We start from the raw sequence: 19,073 nt of genomic DNA on the forward strand, positions 1-19,073 counted from the left end.
TGCGTCGAGCGGTGGAGCCGTTGCCCGGGTGGGCGGGCGGCGGCGCGCCCGAGTCGTCGGGCGCGTGGCGCGCGGGTGCGCGGGCGCGCGCGTGCGTGTTCGGCCCACGCGGTCCGGTGCGGTCGCATACCCACCGGAGACCTGTCGTGGCGGTGTGGGAGCATCGTGCCGGCCAACGCGACGACGGGGAATCGAGAACATGCTCATCTGGGGTTTCAAGACCATATTCAGAACACTTTCGGGGGGCGTCTTCCACTGCCCGCAGTGCGGAGGTGATCGGCAGTATCACCTCAAGCAGGCCCGCCGCTGGTTCACCCTGTTCTTCATCCCGATCTTCCCGTTCAAGCAGCAGGGCACCCACGTCGAGTGCGCGACGTGTGGCGGCACCTTCCACGACACCGTGCTGCAGGGCGCGACCAGCGCCCAGATCTCCGCGCAACTCGCGCAGGGCATGCGGGCGTTGGCGGTGGCCGTGCTGCGGGTGACGGGCATGCCGTCCACCGCGGCCCGCACCGTGGCCGCGGGTGCCGTGGCCGAGGCGGGCGTGGCCGGGTACACGGTCGCCCAACTGGACGCGGACCTGGCCGGCGCGCCGGTCGACCTGCCGCCGATCCTGGTCCCGCTCGGCGACCAACTCCAGCCGCAGGGCCGGGAATGGCTGCTCTCCCGGGCGGCCTTGATCGCCGCGGCCGACGGCGGCATCGGCTCCGCCGAGCGGGCCCTGCTCGACCAGGTCGGCGGCCTGCTCCAGATGACCCCGGCCCACGTCACCGGCGTCGTCGAGACCGCGCAGCGCAACGTGCCGCGCAGCTGACCGCACTCTCGCCCGACCGCCGAGATCCCGCCTGCCCCGACGAACGGGCGGGCGGGATCTCGGCGTTCAACGGGACTGCGACGGTCGGGTACGCCCGCCGGCCGGATCCGGTGCACCCCGATCGGCCAGGACCCGGCGGGCCTGGCGGCCCAGGGCGAGCAGGCGCCCGTCCGCCGTCCATACCGCGCTGTCGTCGAGAGCCCAGCCGTTGCCGGCGTGCTCGGTACGCATCCGGACCAGCGCCCACCCGGACACCGGGCCGTCGTCGAGCGCGTTGCCGAAGTGCACCGTCAACTCGGCCGACGGGGCCGCCCTGGGCCGGGTCCACCAGGCGAACAGCGCGGGTGGCAGGGCGTCCGCCAGGATCACCACGGCCGCCGCGTCCAGTGCGCGCCGGTCGGCGAACCGGATCCACGCGAGCAACTCCGGGTCGGCGGCGCCGGACAGCGGCAGGTTCGGCCCGGCCGGGCGGATCTCCAGGTGCTCCCCGAACGCGACCAGGCCGGCCGGCAGGGCGAGCGGGTCGCAGCGGTCCGGCGGCGGCACGGTGGGCGCGGGGGAGCCGGCCTCGTCCGGCCCGGGACGCCGGGCGCCGAAGACGGCCGAGCCGAACAGCACCGGGGCGCCCTCCTGCGCGGCGCGGAACGAGGCGACCGAACTGCCCCGGCCGGCATGCTCCACCGTGCCGGTCAGCCGGAACGGGCGCTCGTCCACCGGCCTGAGGAAGTGCGCGTTGATCGTCCGCGCGGACCGGTCCGTGCCCGACCGCGCGACCACGTCGTCCCGCATCGCCTCCAGCGCGAGTGCCACCAGGCTCCCGCCGTGCGCACCCTCCCACGACCACCACGACCGGTCCACGGTGAACTCGCGCACCGACGAGGAGGCCACCTGCGCCACCGCCGTCCCTGCCTGCTCCATACCGGCACCTCCCGACAACTGGGTTGGAAATCCAAACTCACTATATCCCTGGGCGTGCCCGCCGGTTCGGATGGGGGCCTACGCGGTTCGCCACCCACCGGGGCTGCGCGAACTGCGTCCCTTCGCGGTCGAGTTGCCTCGATCGGGCGGGTGGAGCGTGCCGCCGGCCAGGTCCGACGGCCCGATTTCGCCCTCCGGGCCGGGGAATTGGGGTCGCGGCGGGCAAAGTGACGGGTTGTTCGCCGTCGGCGGAGGGTTCGGGGCGTCCGGGTGGGTATCGAAGGAGCAGGTGGCGCGCGTCGCGTACACCGCGGCCTCTGCGCCGGACCGGGAACGACCAGGAGGACGCGGCCATGACACGGATCAGGATCGTCAAACGTCCCGTTTCCCCGCGGCCGCAGCCGCCGGCGGATCTGCGCACACCATCCGGGCGCCCGATGCCCTATTGATCCCGATGCCGACTCGGCGAGGGCCACCGGGTGTGCTGATCACGACCGTCGCGATCACCACACTCCACTGACGGGCGCCCGCAGGGTGGTGCCCACACGTCCGCGACCTGCTCGACCGTCGCGGTCGCCGATACCGTCGCCCTGATCCACCCCCCGAGTCCCGACGCCACGAGAGCGTCGGCGCGATCGCCGAGGCCAAGGGCGCGAGCGTGGCGCGGATCGCCATCGCCTTGGTGCTCGCGCGCGGCGAGGACATCATTGCGCCGGTCGGCGCACCGTCGGGACGGGTCGGCCGAGGCCCTGGGCACGCTCGACGTCGCGAACCGGGCCGGCGCCGAGATCGCTCGCCGCGTCGACGGCCGGGGCCTGGCGCATCACCCATTCATGCCGCCGACCGTCCCCTTTTGCGCGAATCGGACAGTGGGTGGACCGGCTGTGTGGGGTTTGACCTGCTCTATGCCGGGGGGCGAGCGGAGGGCTGGATTCCTCTCTAGTCTGGGGCGATGAGGAATCGTCCCCCAAATGGCCCATGATGGTGGTCACGTGCGGAGTTTGGTGGGGTGTGTGCCGGTCGTCCGCGGCACGCGTGGCATGCTGTGCCGTCAAAGTTTCGCCGGATGGGGGAACGGCGGCCGTCCCGGGGGGAAATCGATGAAACTGGCCTTCCTGGTCGAGGAGCACTACCGCCATGACGGCATGCCGCTCGACGTGATCCGACAGCTCGACGCGTGGGGGCACCACGTGGACATCGTGCGTCCCGGCAGCTCACTGATCGGCCTGTCCGACCTGATCCGGGCCGGCTCGCACGACGCCTGGGTGCTCAAGACCGTCTCCGGCGGCCCGGGACTGGGTCTGCTGGAGGCCGCGGCGGCGCTCGGGCTCACCACGATCAACGACGCGCGTTCGATCCGGTCGGTCCGGGACAAGGCGGTGGCCGCGGTGATCGCGCGCGCACACGGGCTGCCCATGCCGGACACCTGGTTCGCCGCGATCCCGGACCTGCTCGGCGCGATCCCCGCCGACCGCTACCCGCTCGTGGTCAAGCCCGCCGACGGCAGCTCCGGCCGGGCCGTGCACCTGGTGTCCGGCCCCGAGGACCTGGCCGGCCTGGCCGCCGAACTGGTCGACGAGGGGCCGCTGTTGGCCCAGGAATACGTACCCAATTCCGGGCAGGACCTGAAGGTGTACTCCGTCGCCGGCGAGTTGCACGCCACCGTGCGCCGCTCGCCGCTGCATCCGCAGCAGCCCGTCCGGGAGAGCCGGGTGCCGCTGCCGCCCGGAACGGCCGCGCTGATGCAGCGAATCGGCGCCACCTTCGGCCTCGACCTGTTCGGGGTCGACATCATCGAGGGGCCGGACGGCCCGATGGTCGTGGATGTCAACGACTTCCCCAGCTTCCGGTGCGTGCCCGACGGCGTCGCCCGGGTCGCCCGCGCGGTACTCGACCTCGCGGCCGGAGGCACCGGCATCGGCACCGGGGCGGCCCAGGGTACCGGCCCGGTCACCGCCGTGCGTCCGCCGCTGCGCGCCAGGTCCGTGGTCACCCCCGCCCGCGCCGCCGCGAGCCCGATCGTGGACGCCGCGCCGGCCGCGTACGTCGGCTGACGGGGCGCGTGCACATTGCGGATCTGCCTCGTTACCGACCGCCCCGACCACCCGCTTCTCGCGGACACGCGCGTGCTGTTGACGCCGCGTCACGAGGTCGTCGCGGTCGACCCGGACACCGTCACCGCCGACCATCCGATCACCGCCGACGTCTACCTGCTCAAGGCCCGTACCGCCCGGGCGCTCGCGTTCGCCGAACGGGCCGAGCGGCATGGTGCGAGGGTCCTCAACTCGACGGCGGCCACCCACGCCTGCCTGGACCGGGTTCGGATGGCCGAACTCGCCTGGGCCGCCGGACTGCCGTTCCCGGACACCACCGCCTTCGCCTCGCCCGCCGAGCTTCTCGACACCCGACCGGCGTTTCCGTTGATGGTGAAGAGCCGACGCAGCCGCAGGGACGACCTGGTGGCCCGGGTCGACGACGCGCCTTCGTTGCGGGCGATGGCCCGGGTGTGGCCCAATGAGCCCATCGTGGCCCAGGTGTTCGTCGACAACGGTGGCTGGGATCACAAATTGTGGGTGGTCGACGGGCACGTTTTCGCGGGCCTGCGCCGCACCGCGCTCGACGGCCCCGCCGAGACCAAGCCGATCGCCCCGCAGGACCTGCCGACCGGCTGGGCCGCGCTCGCCCGCCGAGTGGGCGAGGCGTTCGGTCTCGACGTCTACGGCGTGGACATCCTGGAGGTCGACGGGGTTCCGTCGATCATCGACGTGAACGCCTTCCCGGGCATGCGCAACATGCGCGGCGCGCCCGAGGCCCTGGCGGAATTGGCCACCCGAACCGGAATGCCGCCGAATACCCGAATGTCGGCCGAGGCGGAGTTGTCCGCCTCCTGTCCGACCGGCGCAATGCGCGTGGAACGGGCAAAACCCATCCACTGATCCTCGGCCACTGCACACGTGTCGAAGACGGTGCGCGTCGACTGCGGCAATCGACTGCGAAGATCGCGGGCGTGCCGATAGGTTACGGATCCGTCGTCGATTCGGCGGATTCCGCCCCAACTTTTTGTGGGAAAGGCTGCACCATGGCGTTTTTTGACTTCTTTGCGACCTTCATGATGGGCGCCGGCGACTACCTGGAGCCGTCCACCCTGCTCCTGCTCCTCGCCTGAACCCACCACCCTCACCGGCCCCTCGCCACCCCCCTCACGCCTCACCGTCGATGCGCTCGATGCGCCGCAGGGCGGCCCTGGCCTCGTCCGCCTCGGCCGAGGCGGACGAGCCGGCCACCCCCAGGCGCTCATAGCCCGCCAACGCGGACGACCAGTGCGCACGGGCGGCGGCCGCGCCATCGATCGCCTCGGTCGTGCGAGCCAGCCCGGCCAGCGCCCGCGCCTCCTCCAGCGCCGTGCCCATCCTGCGGGCCAGATCCGCACTCGTGCGGTACTCCGCCCGCGCCGCGGCCACATCGCCCAGGTCGGAGTACGCCTGCGCGAAGCCCGCGGCGGCCCGCTGTCGGTGCAACAGGTCGCCGATTCGCTCGGCGATCTCGCGCCCCCGGGCGAAGTGCGCGAGCGCCTCGCCCGGGTCGTGCAGGGCCAGATGTGCGAGACCGACGTTGATCCGGGTGTCCGCTTCGGAGCGCAGATCGCTGATCTGCCCGTAGACGTGCAGCGCCTGCGCGTAACGACGCAACGCGGCGAGCGGATTCCCGCGTGCCTGTTCCACCTGACCGAGATTGTTCATGAGGATCGCGTATTCGGCCCGCGCATTGCTTTGGCGGGCCGCCTCCAGCGATTCCAGGTAATACCGCTCCGCATTGTCCAGATCATCCCGCAGCAGAAAGATCTCGCCGACGTTGTTGAGTACCTTCACCAATTCGCGCCGCTCGCCCAGTTGTTCATAGATGTCCCGTGCCGCGAGCAGCAGACCCGTCGCCCGATCGTATTTCCGCAAATGCCCGTTCAGCACACCGAGATGCAGCAGAATTCCGGCCCGGCCATGCGGACTGTCGATCTCCCGATGTATCTCCAGGGCCCGATCGAGGTGATCCTCGGCGTCCTGGAAACGGCCCGCCCGCAGGTGCGTGGCGCCGATCTCGGCCAACGCCTCGGCCCGGCCGCGCCGATCCTTCGCGCCCTCGGCGAGCATGAGCGCCTCGCTCGCGTCCAGGAACGCGGCCTCGTGGTCGCCCAACCGCCACTGGATGGAGGCCCGTTCGATCAACAGGTGCGTCGCGGCCCGCGCCCTGCCCGGACCGGCCGCGCGCCATTCGTCGAGCGCGGCGGAGTACAGATCGCGCGCGAGCCCCCACGAACCCCACTTCAGCAGCGACCGCGCCAACACCTCGGCGAGGTGACGTGCGTGGTCGGACGCCACGCCCGTGACCGGCCGCGCCGCCGCGATCAGGTTGAACCGCTCCCGATCCAACCACTCCTCGGCCTCCCAGGGCGTCCCGAACGGGACTTCCGTCCGCCGCGCGGGCGCCGGCACCAGGCCCGATCGGCGCCCGTGCGGATAGGCCAGCCGGTCCGCCCGATCGGCGAGATCCAGATACAGATCGAGGACCCGTGTGACCGCCGCCATCCGCTCGGGCGCGGACTCCTCCCGGTACGCCGTGTGCAGCGCGAAGTCGTGCACGAGGTCGTGGAAGCGATATCGATCGTGCGCCGGTTCCTCCAAGAGATGCGATTCCACCAACTCGTCTATCCCGTAACCGACTTCGTCGGCCCCGAGACCACACATCGCCACTGCCGCGGTCCGGCCGACATCCGGTCCCGGATGCAGCGCGAGGCGCCGGAAGACGAGCCGCGCGACCGAACCCAGTTCCGTGTAGGACAGGTTGAACGCCATCGAGATCCCCGGCGGCGCGTCGATCACATCCAATGTGCGCGGTGCCTCGGCCAGTCGGGCCGCCAGATCGTGCACCCGCCCCGCGCGATGACGAAAACGATTCGCGGTGAGCTGGACGGCCAGCGGGTGATTACCGCACCGTTTCACGATCTCGGCGACCGGCGCGTGATCCGCCTCGGCCAACTCCCGAGACTCCTCGGCGATCCGGGTGAACAGGGCCGCCGCGTCCGCCGCGTTCGGCACCCGCAGGGACAACGAGCGCGCGCCTTCGAGATCGGTGAGCCGGCGTCGACTCGTCACCAGGACCCGGCAGCGCGGACTGCCCGGCAACAACAGCCGTACCTGTGCGGCGTCGCGGACGTCGTCGAGCACGATCAGCGCCCGCCGATCGGCCATGGTCCGCCGCCACTGCGCCGCCCGCAGATCGGGCGTGGTCGCCAGTTGCGCGCTCGGCACACCCATCTCGTTCAGCAGCGAGCCCAGAGCCTCGGCCGGTTCGATCGGCGACTCGTGCGCGTCGTGTGCGTGCAGGTGCAGATACAGGCGCCCGTCCGGATAGTTCCCCCGCATCAGGTGCGAGGCATGGATGGCCAGACAGGTCTTGCCCACCCCGGCAAGGCCGGAGATCACCGTCACCGGCAGCGCCGTCCCGACCTCGTCCTCGCGTAACAACTGGGCCAACTCGGCGCGGCGGCCGATGAAGTGCCGGGTGTCCCGCAGCAGCGTGTCGGGCGCGCTCGGCGCCGGCCGCTCGGGCAGGGCCTCGCGCGTCACGGATCCACCGGACACCCGGGCGGGGATGGCCAGCGCCGGATCCCGACGCAACAACCGGGTATGCAGCCGCTCCAGGTCCGGTCCCGGATCGGCGCCCAGTTCGTTGCTCAGTCGGGCCCGGGTGCGGCGATAGGTCTCCAATGCCTCGCCGTAGCGCCCGCATCGGTACAGCGCGAGCATCAAGTCGGCCACCACCGGCTCGGCGACCGGATATTGCGCGGCCAAGTCGCGTAACTCGACGACGACTTCGGCATGTCGGCCGAGTCCGAGCTCCAGGTGAACACGTCGCTCACGGATCTGTCGGCGCTGCTCTTCGAGGCCGCCCCGGATCGTTTCGATCCATAACCCGGGCAGCCCGGCGAATGGCTGGCCGCGCCACAGGCGTTCGGCCTCGCGCAACAACTCCGCGGCCGACGCCGGATCCTCGGTGGCGTTGGCCCGTTCGCGCAGCAGCCGAAAGCGGCGGAAGTCGACCTCCTCGGGCTCCACCTGGAGCCGATACGTCCGGGAATCCGAGGACAGGCGGGTCGCGTGGCCGGTGGTGCGCAGGCGCCGGCGCAGTCGGGACACATACGTGCGCAGCGTGTCCAGGGATGTGGGCGGCGGCTCGTCGTCCCACACCCGGGCGATCATCGCGTCGGTGGAGACCGCGGCGCCCTCCGCGCCCAACAGCACGGCCAGCACGCATCGTTCCTTGATCGATCCCAGGGGCTGCCGGGCGTCGCCCACCCACAGTTCCATCGGGCCCAGGGCCCGGATCGATAGCACCGCGTTATCCCCCCGCCCCAGTCCCTCCTGGCCAACGCGCCCGGTGCCGAGGTGTCGTGTGACAACTGTGGCACGTCCTGCCACAGGGCCACCAGAAGACGACGGCCCCGATCCGTCCGGAAATCGCCCATCCGCAAGGGGGCATTCCGGTTGCGCACGGGTGATGCAACATGACTGCCGGCAACCTGCAAGGAATTCACCCCACCGGTCGGGGATGTCCCGGTTGTCGGCGGCAACGGCCGTTTCGACCCCACTGATCCGCTCGGCCACGGGGGAACGGGGCCCGTCCGGTGGTGACGATGCTCATGGAGGCGCGAATGACGATCCTGTCCGGCAGCGAGCCCAGACCCGTACCGGTCCGACCGGACGCGGCGCGGTGGACGACCCGATCGGCGGAGCGGGGGGTTCTGGTCGTGGTGCACAACGTCACGTCGGGACAACGCCTGATCGACGCGGTCAGTCTGCTCGAAGGAGACCTGCGGGTCCAGGTCTTCTTCACGATGGCACCGACGATCTTCACCTCGGGAGTCGCCGAGTTCCTGGACCGGCTCGGCGCCACCACGGTGCCGTGGCACCGGGCCGTGGACATGCGTTTCGACCTCGCGTTGGCGGCGGGGCACGAGGGACTGGCCGAACTCGACGCGCCCGTGGTCGTGATGGCGCACGGCGCGGGACACAACAAGCTGGTCCCCGCGCCGCGCGGCGGACGGATGGTGGCCGCCCGGGGGACTTACGGGCTGGCCCCGCAGGATCTGATCCGGGACGGCCGGTTGGTGCCGGCAACCATTTTGCTCGCGCACGCCGAGGAGTTGGCCCGGCTCGGCACGACCTGCCCCGAGGCGGTGCGCGCCGCCGTGGTGGCGGGGGATCCCAACTACGACTGCCTGCTGGCCAGTCGCGCGCATCGGGCGCGCTATCGCGACGCGCTGCGAATCGCGCCCGGCCAGCGGCACATCGTGGTCACCTCCACATGGGGCGGCAACTCGCTGCTCGGCCGCACCCCCGAGCTGCTGCACCGGATGACCACCGAACTGCCCCGGGACGGCTACCGGGTGACCGCGCTGATGCACCCGAACGTATGGAGCGGCCACGGCGCCTGGCAGGTGCGGTCCTGGCTGGCCGAGGCGTTGCGCGAGGGCCTGGTGCTGATCCCGCCGGAGGACGACTGGCGGGGCGTCCTGGTCTCGGCGGACTGCGTGGTCGGCGATCACGGTTCACTGAGCCTGTACGCCACCGCCACCGACGCACCGGTGGCACTGGCGACCTACCCCCGGGCGGACATCGATCCGGCCTCCCCGCTGGGCGACCTGGCGCGCTTCGCGCCGCGGATCCGGCACCGGCGCTCGATGCTCGCCCAGTTGTCCCGGATCCCGGCGGACCATCGGCGGGCGGACTACGCCCGGGTGGCCGCGCGGATCACCTCCCAGCCCGGGTCCTTCGCGGGAAACATGCGCCACCTGATCTACCGTCACCTCAAGCTCAAGGCCACGTCCGCGCGCCCGAGGGTGCGGATCGCCGACCTGCCGGGGGCACCGCGATGACGGGGTGTGTGCCGGGCGGGGGCCCGGATCCGTTCCGGTGCCGGCCGGGTCGCGGCCCGGGGTCGGTCCGGTCGACCGGGGCCGGGGCGGTCTCGGTGACCGTGGTGTTGCGGGGCGGTGATGGCCGGACCGTGGTCGACGAGCACGTTCGGGTCGAACTGCCGTCGCCGCGCGCGGCGTTGGCCGATGTGTTGGTGGTCGCCGACGGTGGGCGGCCGTCGTGGGCGGGACTGGGGGAGCGGGACCGGGAGTTGGCGGCGGCGCATCCCGGGGCCCTGGTCACGCTGATCGTCCGCGGGCCGAACCTGGCCCTGGTTCGGATCGGTGCCGCGTCGCCGGGGCGGGTACGGCGCGGCGACGCCGATCCGCCCTGGCCCCGCTATGCGTCGATCCTGCACGCGTTGACCGTTCTCGGCGCGGCGGGTCCGGGCTGAGCCGGACCGTCACCCCGGCGGATCGAGGCCGCGCAACCGCGCGCGTACCGTCTCGGCCGCCGGGGCCCGCACCGCGTCCAGCAGGCCCAGCGCCTCGCCGTACCGGTCCCGGGCCTCGGCGGCTCGCCCCTGTCGCTCGGCGGATTCGCCGAGCGCGGTGAGCACGTGTGCCACCTCCACGCTCGCGTTGTGTCCGCGCAACACCGCGAGCGCGGCGAGCAGATGCGGATCCGCCCGATCGGGTCGGCCGTCGGCCACCAGCCCTCGGCCGATCAGGGCCCGCGCCCGCGCGGCGTTGTACGCGTCGTCGACCCGCTCGAGCCCGGCATGTGCCGCCTCGGCGTGGGCGATCGCGTCGGCGGCCCGGTCCGCGCGCAGCGCCACATCCCCCCGATTGAAGCGGGCCAACGCGGCGGGACGCGGGTCGCCGAGGGCCAGACACCGAGCCTCGGCCTCGCGAAACGCCTCGTCGGCCTCGTCCAGCCGATCCAGGCCCAGCAGCGCCAGACCGGTGTAGTTGCGCGCCCTGGCCGCCCCCACCGCGTCGCCGGACCCGGCGCACACCTCGGTCGCGGCGGCGAACATCTCCAACGCCCGGGCATGCCCGCCGCAGTCCAGCTCGCACAACCCGCCCGAGGTCAACATCCGCGATTCCGCCGCCGGGTCGGCACAGGCGCGGGCCGCCTCCAGGCCCAACCCGTGCGCCGCGCGGGCATCCTCGAAGTACTTGCCGCGCAGGAACAGCGGCCACAGCGCGTCGGTCAACTGCCAGACCACGCTGTGCAGTTCGGCGGTCGCGGCGGTGCGGATCGCGGCGACCAGGGTGACCCGCTGTCGCTCCAACCAGGCCAACGCCTCCGGGCCGTCGACGAAGTCCACCCGAGGCACCTCGGCGGTCGCGTAGTCCCGGGCCAGCGACCGGTGTTGGGGTTCGAGCAGTTCCTCCGCCCGGGTGGCCGTGGCCAGGTAGTGGTCCAGGATCGCGCGCAGTGCCTCTGTGCGTTCGGAGCCCGAGCGTTCGGACATCTTGTCCACCGCGTGTAGTCGGATCAGGTCATGGAATCGGTAACGTTCGTCGGCGGTCTCGGTGAGCAGATTACGATCGAGCAGGTCCTCCAGGACGGCCGGCGGCCCGTTCACCTCCCGGGTCCCCAGCACCGCCGTCGCCACCACCGGCCCGAAGTCCGGGCCCGGATGCACGCCGAGTCCGCGATACAGCCGCGCCGCCGCGTCCGGCAACTCGCGGTACGAGACGTCCAACGCGGCCCGGACGGTGTGGTCGCCGTCCAGGGCCAACGCGTCCAGGCGCCCGCGCTCGTCCGCCAGGGCGCGCACCATCGTGGTGATCGGCCGGGTCGGCCGCGACGCCAGTCGGGCGGCGGCCACCCGGACCGCGAGCGGGAGTCGGGCACACAGCTCGACCAACTCGGCGGCCTCGGCCGGTTGCTCCCGGACCCGGTCGTCGTTCATCGTGGCGGCCAGGAGCTGCACCGCGGCGGCCCGGTCGAGCGGTTCCAGCGGTACCGGCACACCGCCGTTCACCAGCAGCCCCGACAACCGGCCGCGACTGGTGACCACCGTGAGGTTGGCGCCGGCCGGCAGCAGCGGGCGGACCTGGGCGGCGGTCGTCGCGTCGTCGAGCAACACCGCCAGTCGGCGTCCCTCCGTCAACGAGCGGTACAGGCCGAGTTGTTCGGCCGGGTCACGCGGCACCCGATCCGCCGGCACCCCGAGTCCGCGCAGGAAGCCGCCGACGATCTCGCTCGGCACGGCCGGGCGTTCGCCGCCGTGGCCGCGCAGATCGGCGTACAGCCGGCCGTCGGGAAACGCGGCGTGCAATCGACGCAGCCAGGTCAGCGCGAGCGTGGTCTTGCCGACCCCGGGCTGCCCGCCGAGCAACACGAGCCGCGTCCCGGCCGCGCACAGCCGATCCAGCGCGTCCAGTTCGCGCACCCGATCGACCATCGGCGGGGCCGGCGGCAGTTGCCACGGCACCACGGCGGCGTCGGCGGGGCCGGCGGGGCCGATGGACACGTGGATGCCCCCGTGTACCGTGCCCGCCTGCACGCTGGGTCCGTGAACCGTCCCGCCGAGTTCGTTGTGGCTGCCCACCGCCCCCGGCGACGGGCCGTTCGCGTGCCGATCGTCGACGCCCGACACGGACCCCCCGTTCGTAGCGGCCGAAACCGCCCGTACGCATGGCCGAATCCGGCCCCGGCGGACGGGCGGGCACAGTGGATGTTTGTCGCCGGACGAGATCGCGAAACATTTCGCACGGGTTCGCGGGGCTTCGTTCCCGGCGTTCCGGGAAACGACAGCTGCCCTCGCGTGGCCTCAACTCCGCTTCGGCAGCAGCCGTTCCAGATCGGTCAGGACATGGTCGGCGGCCGTGTATCCGGTGCCGACCATCCAGTATTCGTCGTCCACCTCGTGTGCCCGACCGGCCTTGACCGCGCTCAGCGTCTTCCACAGCGGGCCGCCGGTGACCTTGTCGTGGTCGGTCTTGTCCTTCGGACCGTACGTGGCCACGAAGATCACGTCGCCGTCCGCCTGTTCGATCCGCTCGGCGCTCACCTCGACCATGAAGGTGTCGACGTTCTGCGCGGCCGGGCGACTCAAGCCGATCTCGCTCAGGATGGCGCCGACGAACGTGGCCTTCCCGTACAGCCGGTTCTGGCCCGCGATGAAGCGCAACACGCTCACCTTCACCGCGCCCGGGTCGCCCTGCGCGCTGCCCAACGCCTTGGCCCGCGCGGTGAACGCGGCCACCACCCGGTCGCCCTCGGCCTTCTTGTTCAACGCGTCGGCGTCGAGCAGGAAGTTCTGCCGCCACTGGGTGCCGGCCTGCTCGGAGAAGACGACCGGCGCGATCCGGCTCAGCGCGTCGTAACGATCGGCGTCGCGGACCAGACTGCCCAGGATCAGATCCGGCTTCAGCGACTCGATCACCTCCAGGTTGGGCGCCCCGATCGCGCCGACCTCCTTGATCCCCGCCGTCTTGTCGCCGTGATACTTCGGGAACCCGGCGCCGGGACTGCCCACCACCGAACCCACGGGCTTGACGCCCAGGGTGAGTGCGGTGTCCAACTCGCCCATGTCGAGGGTGACCACACGCTTCGGCGCGACGGGGACCTTGACCACGCCCTTGGCGGTGCGCACCTCGCGGGTGGCGGCCGAGCCGGACTCGGCGCCCTTGCCGCCGTCGGCACCCTCGGAGGAGCACCCGGTCAGGACGAGCGCGGCGACCACGCCCAAGGCGGCGGCGACGCGGGACAGGGAGGCGGATCTCATCGGAACTCCTCGAAGAACGGCGGCTGGCGGCGACCGTGATCGCGCACGACCGGCGGGCCGAACGGGAAGCGCGTTCGCTACCCGATCTTTCGGGGTTGCCCCGGAACCACCATCGGCGCACCCGTCACGGGGCAGGGGATGACCACACAGTCGAGCCCGAAGACCTCGCCGACCAGATCGGCCGTGACGATCTCGCCCGGCGCGCCCTGCGCCACGATCGCGCCGGAGCGCATCGCGATCAGGTGATCCGCGTAGCGGCACGCCTGGTTGAGGTCGTGCAGCACGGCGACCACCGTGCGCTCGCGCGTGACGTTGAGCTCGCGGACCAGGTCGAGCACCTCCACCTGGTGGGCGATGTCGAGAAACGTGGTCGGCTCGTCGAGCAGCAGGATCCCGGTGCCCTGGGCGAGCGCCATCGCGATCCACACCCGCTGGCGCTGCCCGCCGGAGAGTTCGTCCACGTAGCGGTCGGCGAGTTCGACCACGTCGGTGCGCCGCATCGCGTCGGCCACCACGTCCTCGTCCTCGTCCGACCACTGCTGCCACCAGCGCTGGTACGGCTGCCGGCCGCGCGCGACCAGGTCGGCGACGGTGATCCCCTCCGGCGGCACCGGGCTCTGCGGCAACACGCCGATCCGCCGGGCGATTTCCCGGGTGGGCAGGTCGCGAAGCGCCGCGCCGTCGAGCAGCACGCTGCCGCCGACCGGCTTGAGCAGCCGGCCGAGCGAGCGCAACAGGGTGGATTTGCCACAGGCGTTCGGGCCGACCACCACGGTGACCCGGCCCGCGGGCACGTCCAGGTCCAGGTCGCGGACCACGATCCGGTCCTCGTAGCCCAGGGTGAGCTCCCGCGCGGCGAGCTGATGGGTGGTCACGAGGCGCCTCCGGAACGGGATCGGGTCAACATCCACAGCAGGTACGGGCCGCCGACCGCGGCGGTGAGCACGCCCACCGGCAACTCGGCGTCGGAGATCAACATTCGTGCGCCGATGTCCGCGACCACCACGATCAGCGCGCCGAGCAGCGCCGAACACACCAGCGGCACCTGGGGGGTTCGGGTCAGCCGGCGGGCCACCTGCGGCGCCACCAGGGCGACGAAGTCCACCGGCCCGGCGGCCCCGGTGGCCACCGACGCGAGCAACACGCCGACCACGACCAGACCGAGCCGGATCCGGCCGAGCCGGATGCCGAGGGCGATCGCGGTGTCGTCGTCGAACCCGGCCGACCGCGACGCCCGCGCGGCCCACACGATCGCCGGGGTCAGCGCGAGCAACACCCAGAACAGCGGCTCGCCCTGGGACCAGCCGCGCCCGTTCAGGCTGCCCGACATCCACACCTTGGCCTGCTGGGCGAGGGCGATGTCGGCCTTGGTGAGCAGCAGGTTGGTGACCGAGTACAGGGCCACCGACACGCCCACGCCGATCAGCACGAACCGCTGCGCGTTCAGCCCGCGACGCCAGGCCAGCACGTACACCAGGAAGGCGGCGATGGTGCCGCCCGCCACGGCGGTGAGCGGGGTCGCGGTGGGCCCGCCGTAGCCGAAGACCAGGCCGAACACCACGGCCGCGGCGGCCCCGTGCGAGACGCCGATCACGTCCGGGCTGGCCAGCGGGTTGCGCGCCACGGTCTGGATCAGCGCGCCGGCGATGCCGAAGGACAACCCGACCAGGAGCCCGACGGTGGCGCGCGGCAGCCGCAACGTCTCGACCACGAAGCTGTCGTCGGCGCCGACGAGCACCTTGAGCACGTCGCCGGGAAGGATGAAGCGCTCGCCCACACAGAGGCTGAGCAGGAATCCGGCGGCGAGTAGCACCGCCACGACGCCGGTCACGACGACGGAACGGCGATGCAGGAGGAAGGAGAAGCTTGGGCGACGGAGCAGGAGGTGACCGTAGGGGCGGTAGCTCGGGTGGCCGGGGCGGCTCGGTCGGCTCGGGCCGCTCTGGTTGCTCTGGATGCTCGGCTGCTTCATCCGGACACCACCGGCTTGCGGCGTACCAGTGCGACCAGGATCGGTACGCCGATCAGCGCGGTCATCGCGCCCACCTCGACCTCGGCGGGCGGGAACAGGACCCGTCCCAACACGTCGGCGACCAGCAGCAGGATCGGCGCGAGCAGCGCGGACATGGCCAGCACCCACCGGTGATCGGTGCCCACCAGGGCTCGGGCGGCGTGCGGAACGGCCAGGCCGACGAAGGAGATCGGGCCGGTCGCGGCCACCGCGACGCCGGTCAGCACGGTCGCGCCGAGGCCGCCGAGCACCCGGATCCGGTTCACCTTGTGGCCCAGGCCCTTGGCCACGTCGTCGCCCAGCGCGAGCGCGTCCAGACCGCGCGCGGTGGCCGCCACCAGGAGCACGCCCACGCCGAAGAACGGCAACATCTGCCAGGCCACCTCGTCGGTACGCCCGGACAGCGAGCCGACCAGCCAGAACCGGTACTGGTCCAGAGTGCCCTGATCAGTGGTCAGCACCATGGTGATCACCGCGCCGAGCGTGGCCGCCAAGGCCTGCCCGGACAGCGCCAGCTTCACCGGCGTGGCACCGCCGCGCCCCCGCGCCGCGACCGCGTACACCAGTACCCCCGTGCACAGCGCACCGGCGAAGCCGAACCAGACGTAGCCGGTCAGGCTGCTCACCCCGAACACCGCGATCGCGGTCACCACGCCGGCGGCGGCGCCGGTACTGATGCCCAGGATCCCGGGCTCGGCGATCGGATTGCGGGTCAGCCCCTGCATGCAGGCGCCGGCGATGCCGAGGGACGCGCCGACGAGCAGGGCCACGACGGTACGCGGCACCCGCATCGAGTTCACCACGATGGCGTCGGTGGAGTCGCCGCCGTGCACGAGCGCGTCGAGCACCACGCTCGGGGCGATGCCGCGACTGCCCACGGCGAGGCTGAGCAGACACGCGGCGGCCAACACGAGCAGCACCGAGACCATCAGGAGGGCTCGGCGCCGCGTCGTTCGACCCCGCGTCGGGAGGACGTTCACTGGAGCAGGTTAGGCTGGCCTAATATGTCCGGCCCAGGCGGGGGGGCGGGTTCGGCACGGGTCTCACGCAGGGTCGCCGCGCGACTGCGCCGACGCGTGCGCGGATCGCGGGCGAGGGGTTGCGTCGGGCGGTGTGAACGCCTAGGAGTGAGCGTCATGACCATGACCTTGTTCCGCGGCACCATCCGCACGGGTGCGGGTGCGGGTGCGGGTGCGGGTGCGGGCTCCGGCTCGGGCTCGGGTTCGGGTGACACCGATGCGCTGGCGGTGCGCGACGGCCGGGTCGTTGCCCTGGGTGCGGATGCGCTCGCCCTCGCGTCCGTCGCCGACGAGATCGTCGACCTCGGCGACGGCCTGTTGCTCCCGGCGTTCGGGGACGGACACGCACACCCCCTCTTCGGCGGCCTCGAACACTTCGGGCCGCGGATCAAGGGGCTGACCGGTGTCGAGGCGATCGCCGCCGAGGTGGGGCGCTGGGCCGCCGAACACCCGGACGAGGAATGGATCGTGGGCGCCAGTTACGACCCGACCCTGGTCCCGGACGGCGAGTTCGACGCCCGCCGGCTGGACGCGGCGGTGGCCGACCGGCCGGTGGTGTTGCGGGCGTACGACTATCACACGGTGTGGTGCAACACCGAGGCGCTGCGCCGGGCCGGGGTCGGCGACGCGACGCCGGAGCCGCGACTGGGCCGGATCGTACGGCGCCCGGACGGCTCGCCGATGGGCACGCTGCGCGAGTGGCACGCGTGCGACCTGGTGCTGGATCGGGTGCCGGGCCGGCCGCTGGACGAACTGGTGGACGCGCTGCGGGTGGCCGGCGAGGCGTACGCGAGCGCGGGGCTGACGTGGGTTCAGGACGCCTGGGTGGAACCGGAGATGGTGCCGGCCTATGTCGAGGCGGCGCGGCGCGGGACGTTGGCGTTCCGGGCCAACCTGGCGTTCCGGGCCGATCCGGATCGTTGGCGCGCGCAGCGGGCCGAGTTCGTCGCGGCGCGGGCGACGGTGGCGGCCGAGGGCGGGCCGCTGTTGTCCGCGCGGACGGTGAAGTTCTTCGCCGACGGGGTGATCGAGGGCGGCACGGCGGCGATGTTGGCGCCGTACTGCGACGCGCCGCACAGTTGTGGGATGCCGGTGTGGACACCGGCCGCGTTGGCCGCGGCGGTCACCGCGTTCGACGCGGACGGGTTCCAGGTACACATCCACGCGATCGGCGACGCGGGGGTGCGCGCCGCGCTCGACGCGATCGAGGCCGCCGCGTCGGCCAACCCGGAATGGGATCGGCGGCCGGTGATCGCACACGTACAGATCGTCGACCCGGCCGACCTGGTCCGATTCGGCCGGCTCGGGGTGATCGCCAACTTCGAGCCGCTGTGGGCCCAACTCGACCCGCTGCAAGTGGAGTTGTCGATCCCGCGCGTGGGTGCCGAGCGGGGCGGACGGCAAGACCCGATGCGCGGTCTGCTGGACTCGGGCGCGCCGGTGTCGTTCGGCAGCGACTGGCCGGTGAGTTCGCACCGGCCGATGGAGGGCATTCAAGTCGCGGTCACCCGACGAACGTTCGAGGGGGCGCCGGAGCAGGGTTGGGCGCCGCACGAGCGGTTGACGGTGGATCAGGCGCTGGACGCGTATACCGACGGGGTCGCCTATCAGGCGTTCGCGGACGACCGGCGGGGTCTCGTGGTGGGCGCGCCGGCCGATGTGGTGTGGCTGAGCGCGGATCCGCGCGGGGTGGATCCGATGACGCTGCGGGAGGTCGCGGTGCGGGGGACGTGGTTGGCGGGGGCGCGGACGTACTGAGCGGGTCGCGGGTCGCCCTACCTCTGCCGTTCTGCCCTACGACTCCCGCTCCATCCCGCCCACCGGTTGTTGGGTAACTTTCGGATGGCTGTGCATATTTGGTCGGCGGGTGACCCGTTCGAGTGAATTGAAGGGCTATTCGGGCCAAAGCCGATGACTTGACGAGACGATCGCTGCCATGAGCGCATGGGGTCGGGCGCGCCGGTGGGGGTGCGTGGTCGGGGCGGGGGCCTTGTTGGCCGCTCCGGCGAGCGTCGCGTGGGCGGGGTCGGGGTCGGGTGCCGGTGGTGGTCATACGCCCGGAGCGCATGTGGATGTGTGCGTTTCGATCGGTGGGTCGCCCGGGGCGAGCGTTCGGGTCGATGTGACGCCGGCCACCGGGCCGCCGACCGGGGGGATCGGGCTCACGGTCGATTTCCGGTTGTTGCGCAACGGGTCCTGCCGGCCCACGGCCGGCCCCAGGCCGACGCCCACGACGCCCAGGCCCACCACGCCCAAGCCGACGCCGCCTCCGACGAAGCCGACGCCGGTGCGGAGCACGCCGGCTCCGCCGGTGGAGCGCGCGACGCCGATGGCGCTGGTCGTACCCAAGACGACGCCGCCTCCGGTGCGGACGACGCCACCACCGCCGCCGACCACGCCGCCGCCGACGACCCCGCCGGTGGTGGCCCCGCCGCCGCTGCAACCGATCGCGGTGCGGCGGCCGTTGGCGCGGCCGGCTCCGGCGCCGCCTCCGGTGCGGGGGAACTCGCTCGTCACCACGACGTTGCTGATCACCGCGCCCGCGATTCTGGCCGGTGCCGCGCTCAAGCCGCGCGGCCGGGCGGGGGCGCGCGGATCGGGTGGCGGTGGCGGCGGGCGCGGCTGAGGCGCCGAGTTCGCCGCCTCCCCGGCTTCC

At 72.4% G+C, this 19,073-nt stretch carries 15 protein-coding genes; 7 read left to right on the forward strand and 8 right to left on the reverse strand.

Annotated elements, in window-relative coordinates; genetic code table 11:
- Positions 1-199 precede the first annotated feature (199 nt).
- On the forward strand, positions 200-814 hold the full coding sequence (locus tag ACWGR4_RS02055; RefSeq protein ID WP_452128296.1) for a zinc ribbon domain-containing protein: 615 nt from the start codon (positions 200-202) through the stop codon (positions 812-814).
- Between the two features lie 66 nt (positions 815-880).
- Here the strand turns inward: ACWGR4_RS02055 and ACWGR4_RS02060 are convergent, their stop codons facing one another.
- The gene (locus ACWGR4_RS02060; protein WP_452128297.1) at positions 881-1,732 is read right to left on the reverse strand and encodes an acyl-CoA thioesterase; all 852 of its coding nucleotides are present in this window, start codon (positions 1,730-1,732) and stop codon (positions 881-883) included.
- Positions 1,733-2,832: 1,100 nt separating this feature from the next.
- Here ACWGR4_RS02060 and ACWGR4_RS02065 point away from each other — a divergent pair.
- The 3 genes from ACWGR4_RS02065 (at position 2,833) to ACWGR4_RS02075 (ending at position 4,898) form a co-directional block, all read left to right on the forward strand.
- Positions 2,833-3,786, forward strand: coding sequence for an ATP-grasp domain-containing protein (locus tag ACWGR4_RS02065; RefSeq protein WP_379996813.1), 954 nt, complete (start codon positions 2,833-2,835; stop codon positions 3,784-3,786).
- Between the two features lie 72 nt (positions 3,787-3,858).
- Positions 3,859-4,668, forward strand: a complete 810-nt coding sequence (locus ACWGR4_RS02070) for an ATP-grasp domain-containing protein (RefSeq protein WP_452128298.1) — start codon at positions 3,859-3,861, stop codon at positions 4,666-4,668.
- A 71-nt stretch (positions 4,669-4,739) separates the two neighbouring features.
- Positions 4,740-4,898, forward strand: coding sequence for a hypothetical protein (locus ACWGR4_RS02075; protein WP_379996817.1), 159 nt, complete (start codon positions 4,740-4,742; stop codon positions 4,896-4,898).
- A 34-nt stretch (positions 4,899-4,932) separates the two neighbouring features.
- Here the strand turns inward: ACWGR4_RS02075 and ACWGR4_RS02080 are convergent, their stop codons facing one another.
- Positions 4,933-8,094 (reverse strand): BTAD domain-containing putative transcriptional regulator, encoded by a 3,162-nt coding sequence (locus ACWGR4_RS02080; RefSeq protein ID WP_452128299.1) that lies wholly within the window; start codon positions 8,092-8,094, stop codon positions 4,933-4,935.
- 344 nt (positions 8,095-8,438) lie between these two features.
- On the opposite strand from ACWGR4_RS02080, the gene ACWGR4_RS02085 reads away from it, so the two are divergent.
- The gene (locus ACWGR4_RS02085; protein WP_452128300.1) at positions 8,439-9,662 is read left to right on the forward strand and encodes a hypothetical protein; all 1,224 of its coding nucleotides are present in this window, start codon (positions 8,439-8,441) and stop codon (positions 9,660-9,662) included.
- Between the two features lie 95 nt (positions 9,663-9,757).
- Positions 9,758-10,096 (forward strand): hypothetical protein, encoded by a 339-nt coding sequence (locus tag ACWGR4_RS02090; protein ID WP_452128301.1) that lies wholly within the window; start codon positions 9,758-9,760, stop codon positions 10,094-10,096.
- Positions 10,097-10,105: 9 nt separating this feature from the next.
- Here the strand turns inward: ACWGR4_RS02090 and ACWGR4_RS02095 are convergent, their stop codons facing one another.
- The 5 genes from ACWGR4_RS02095 to ACWGR4_RS02115 all read right to left on the reverse strand — a co-directional run bounded on the left by ACWGR4_RS02095 (position 10,106) and on the right by ACWGR4_RS02115 (position 16,327).
- Positions 10,106-12,256, reverse strand: a complete 2,151-nt coding sequence (locus tag ACWGR4_RS02095) for an ATP-binding protein (protein ID WP_452128302.1) — start codon at positions 12,254-12,256, stop codon at positions 10,106-10,108.
- A 174-nt stretch (positions 12,257-12,430) separates the two neighbouring features.
- Positions 12,431-13,387: an ABC transporter substrate-binding protein gene (locus ACWGR4_RS02100; protein WP_452128303.1), complete on the reverse strand. Its 957-nt coding sequence runs from the start codon at positions 13,385-13,387 to the stop codon at positions 12,431-12,433.
- Positions 13,388-13,464: 77 nt separating this feature from the next.
- Positions 13,465-14,262 carry an ATP-binding cassette domain-containing protein gene (locus ACWGR4_RS02105; RefSeq protein WP_395791588.1) on the reverse strand — a complete coding sequence of 266 codons (798 nt, stop codon included), beginning with the start codon at positions 14,260-14,262 and terminating at the stop codon, positions 13,465-13,467.
- Positions 14,259-15,359 (reverse strand): FecCD family ABC transporter permease, encoded by a 1,101-nt coding sequence (locus tag ACWGR4_RS02110; protein ID WP_452128304.1) that lies wholly within the window; start codon positions 15,357-15,359, stop codon positions 14,259-14,261. Before ACWGR4_RS02110 ends, ACWGR4_RS02105 begins: the two co-directional genes overlap by 4 nt.
- Complete coding sequence (locus ACWGR4_RS02115) at positions 15,356-16,327, reverse strand: iron chelate uptake ABC transporter family permease subunit (protein ID WP_395792004.1); 972 nt, start codon at positions 16,325-16,327, stop codon at positions 15,356-15,358. Before ACWGR4_RS02115 ends, ACWGR4_RS02110 begins: the two co-directional genes overlap by 4 nt.
- A 207-nt stretch (positions 16,328-16,534) precedes the next feature.
- Here ACWGR4_RS02115 and ACWGR4_RS02120 point away from each other — a divergent pair, with 207 nt between their 5' ends.
- Positions 16,535-18,175, forward strand: a complete 1,641-nt coding sequence (locus tag ACWGR4_RS02120; protein WP_452128305.1) for an amidohydrolase — start codon at positions 16,535-16,537, stop codon at positions 18,173-18,175.
- 291 nt (positions 18,176-18,466) lie between these two features.
- Here ACWGR4_RS02120 and ACWGR4_RS02125 read toward each other — a convergent pair whose 3' ends face one another.
- The gene (locus ACWGR4_RS02125; RefSeq protein ID WP_452128306.1) at positions 18,467-18,952 is read right to left on the reverse strand and encodes a hypothetical protein; all 486 of its coding nucleotides are present in this window, start codon (positions 18,950-18,952) and stop codon (positions 18,467-18,469) included.
- Positions 18,953-19,073: the final 121 nt, after the last annotated feature.

The organism is Embleya sp. NPDC055664, assembly GCF_053618075.1.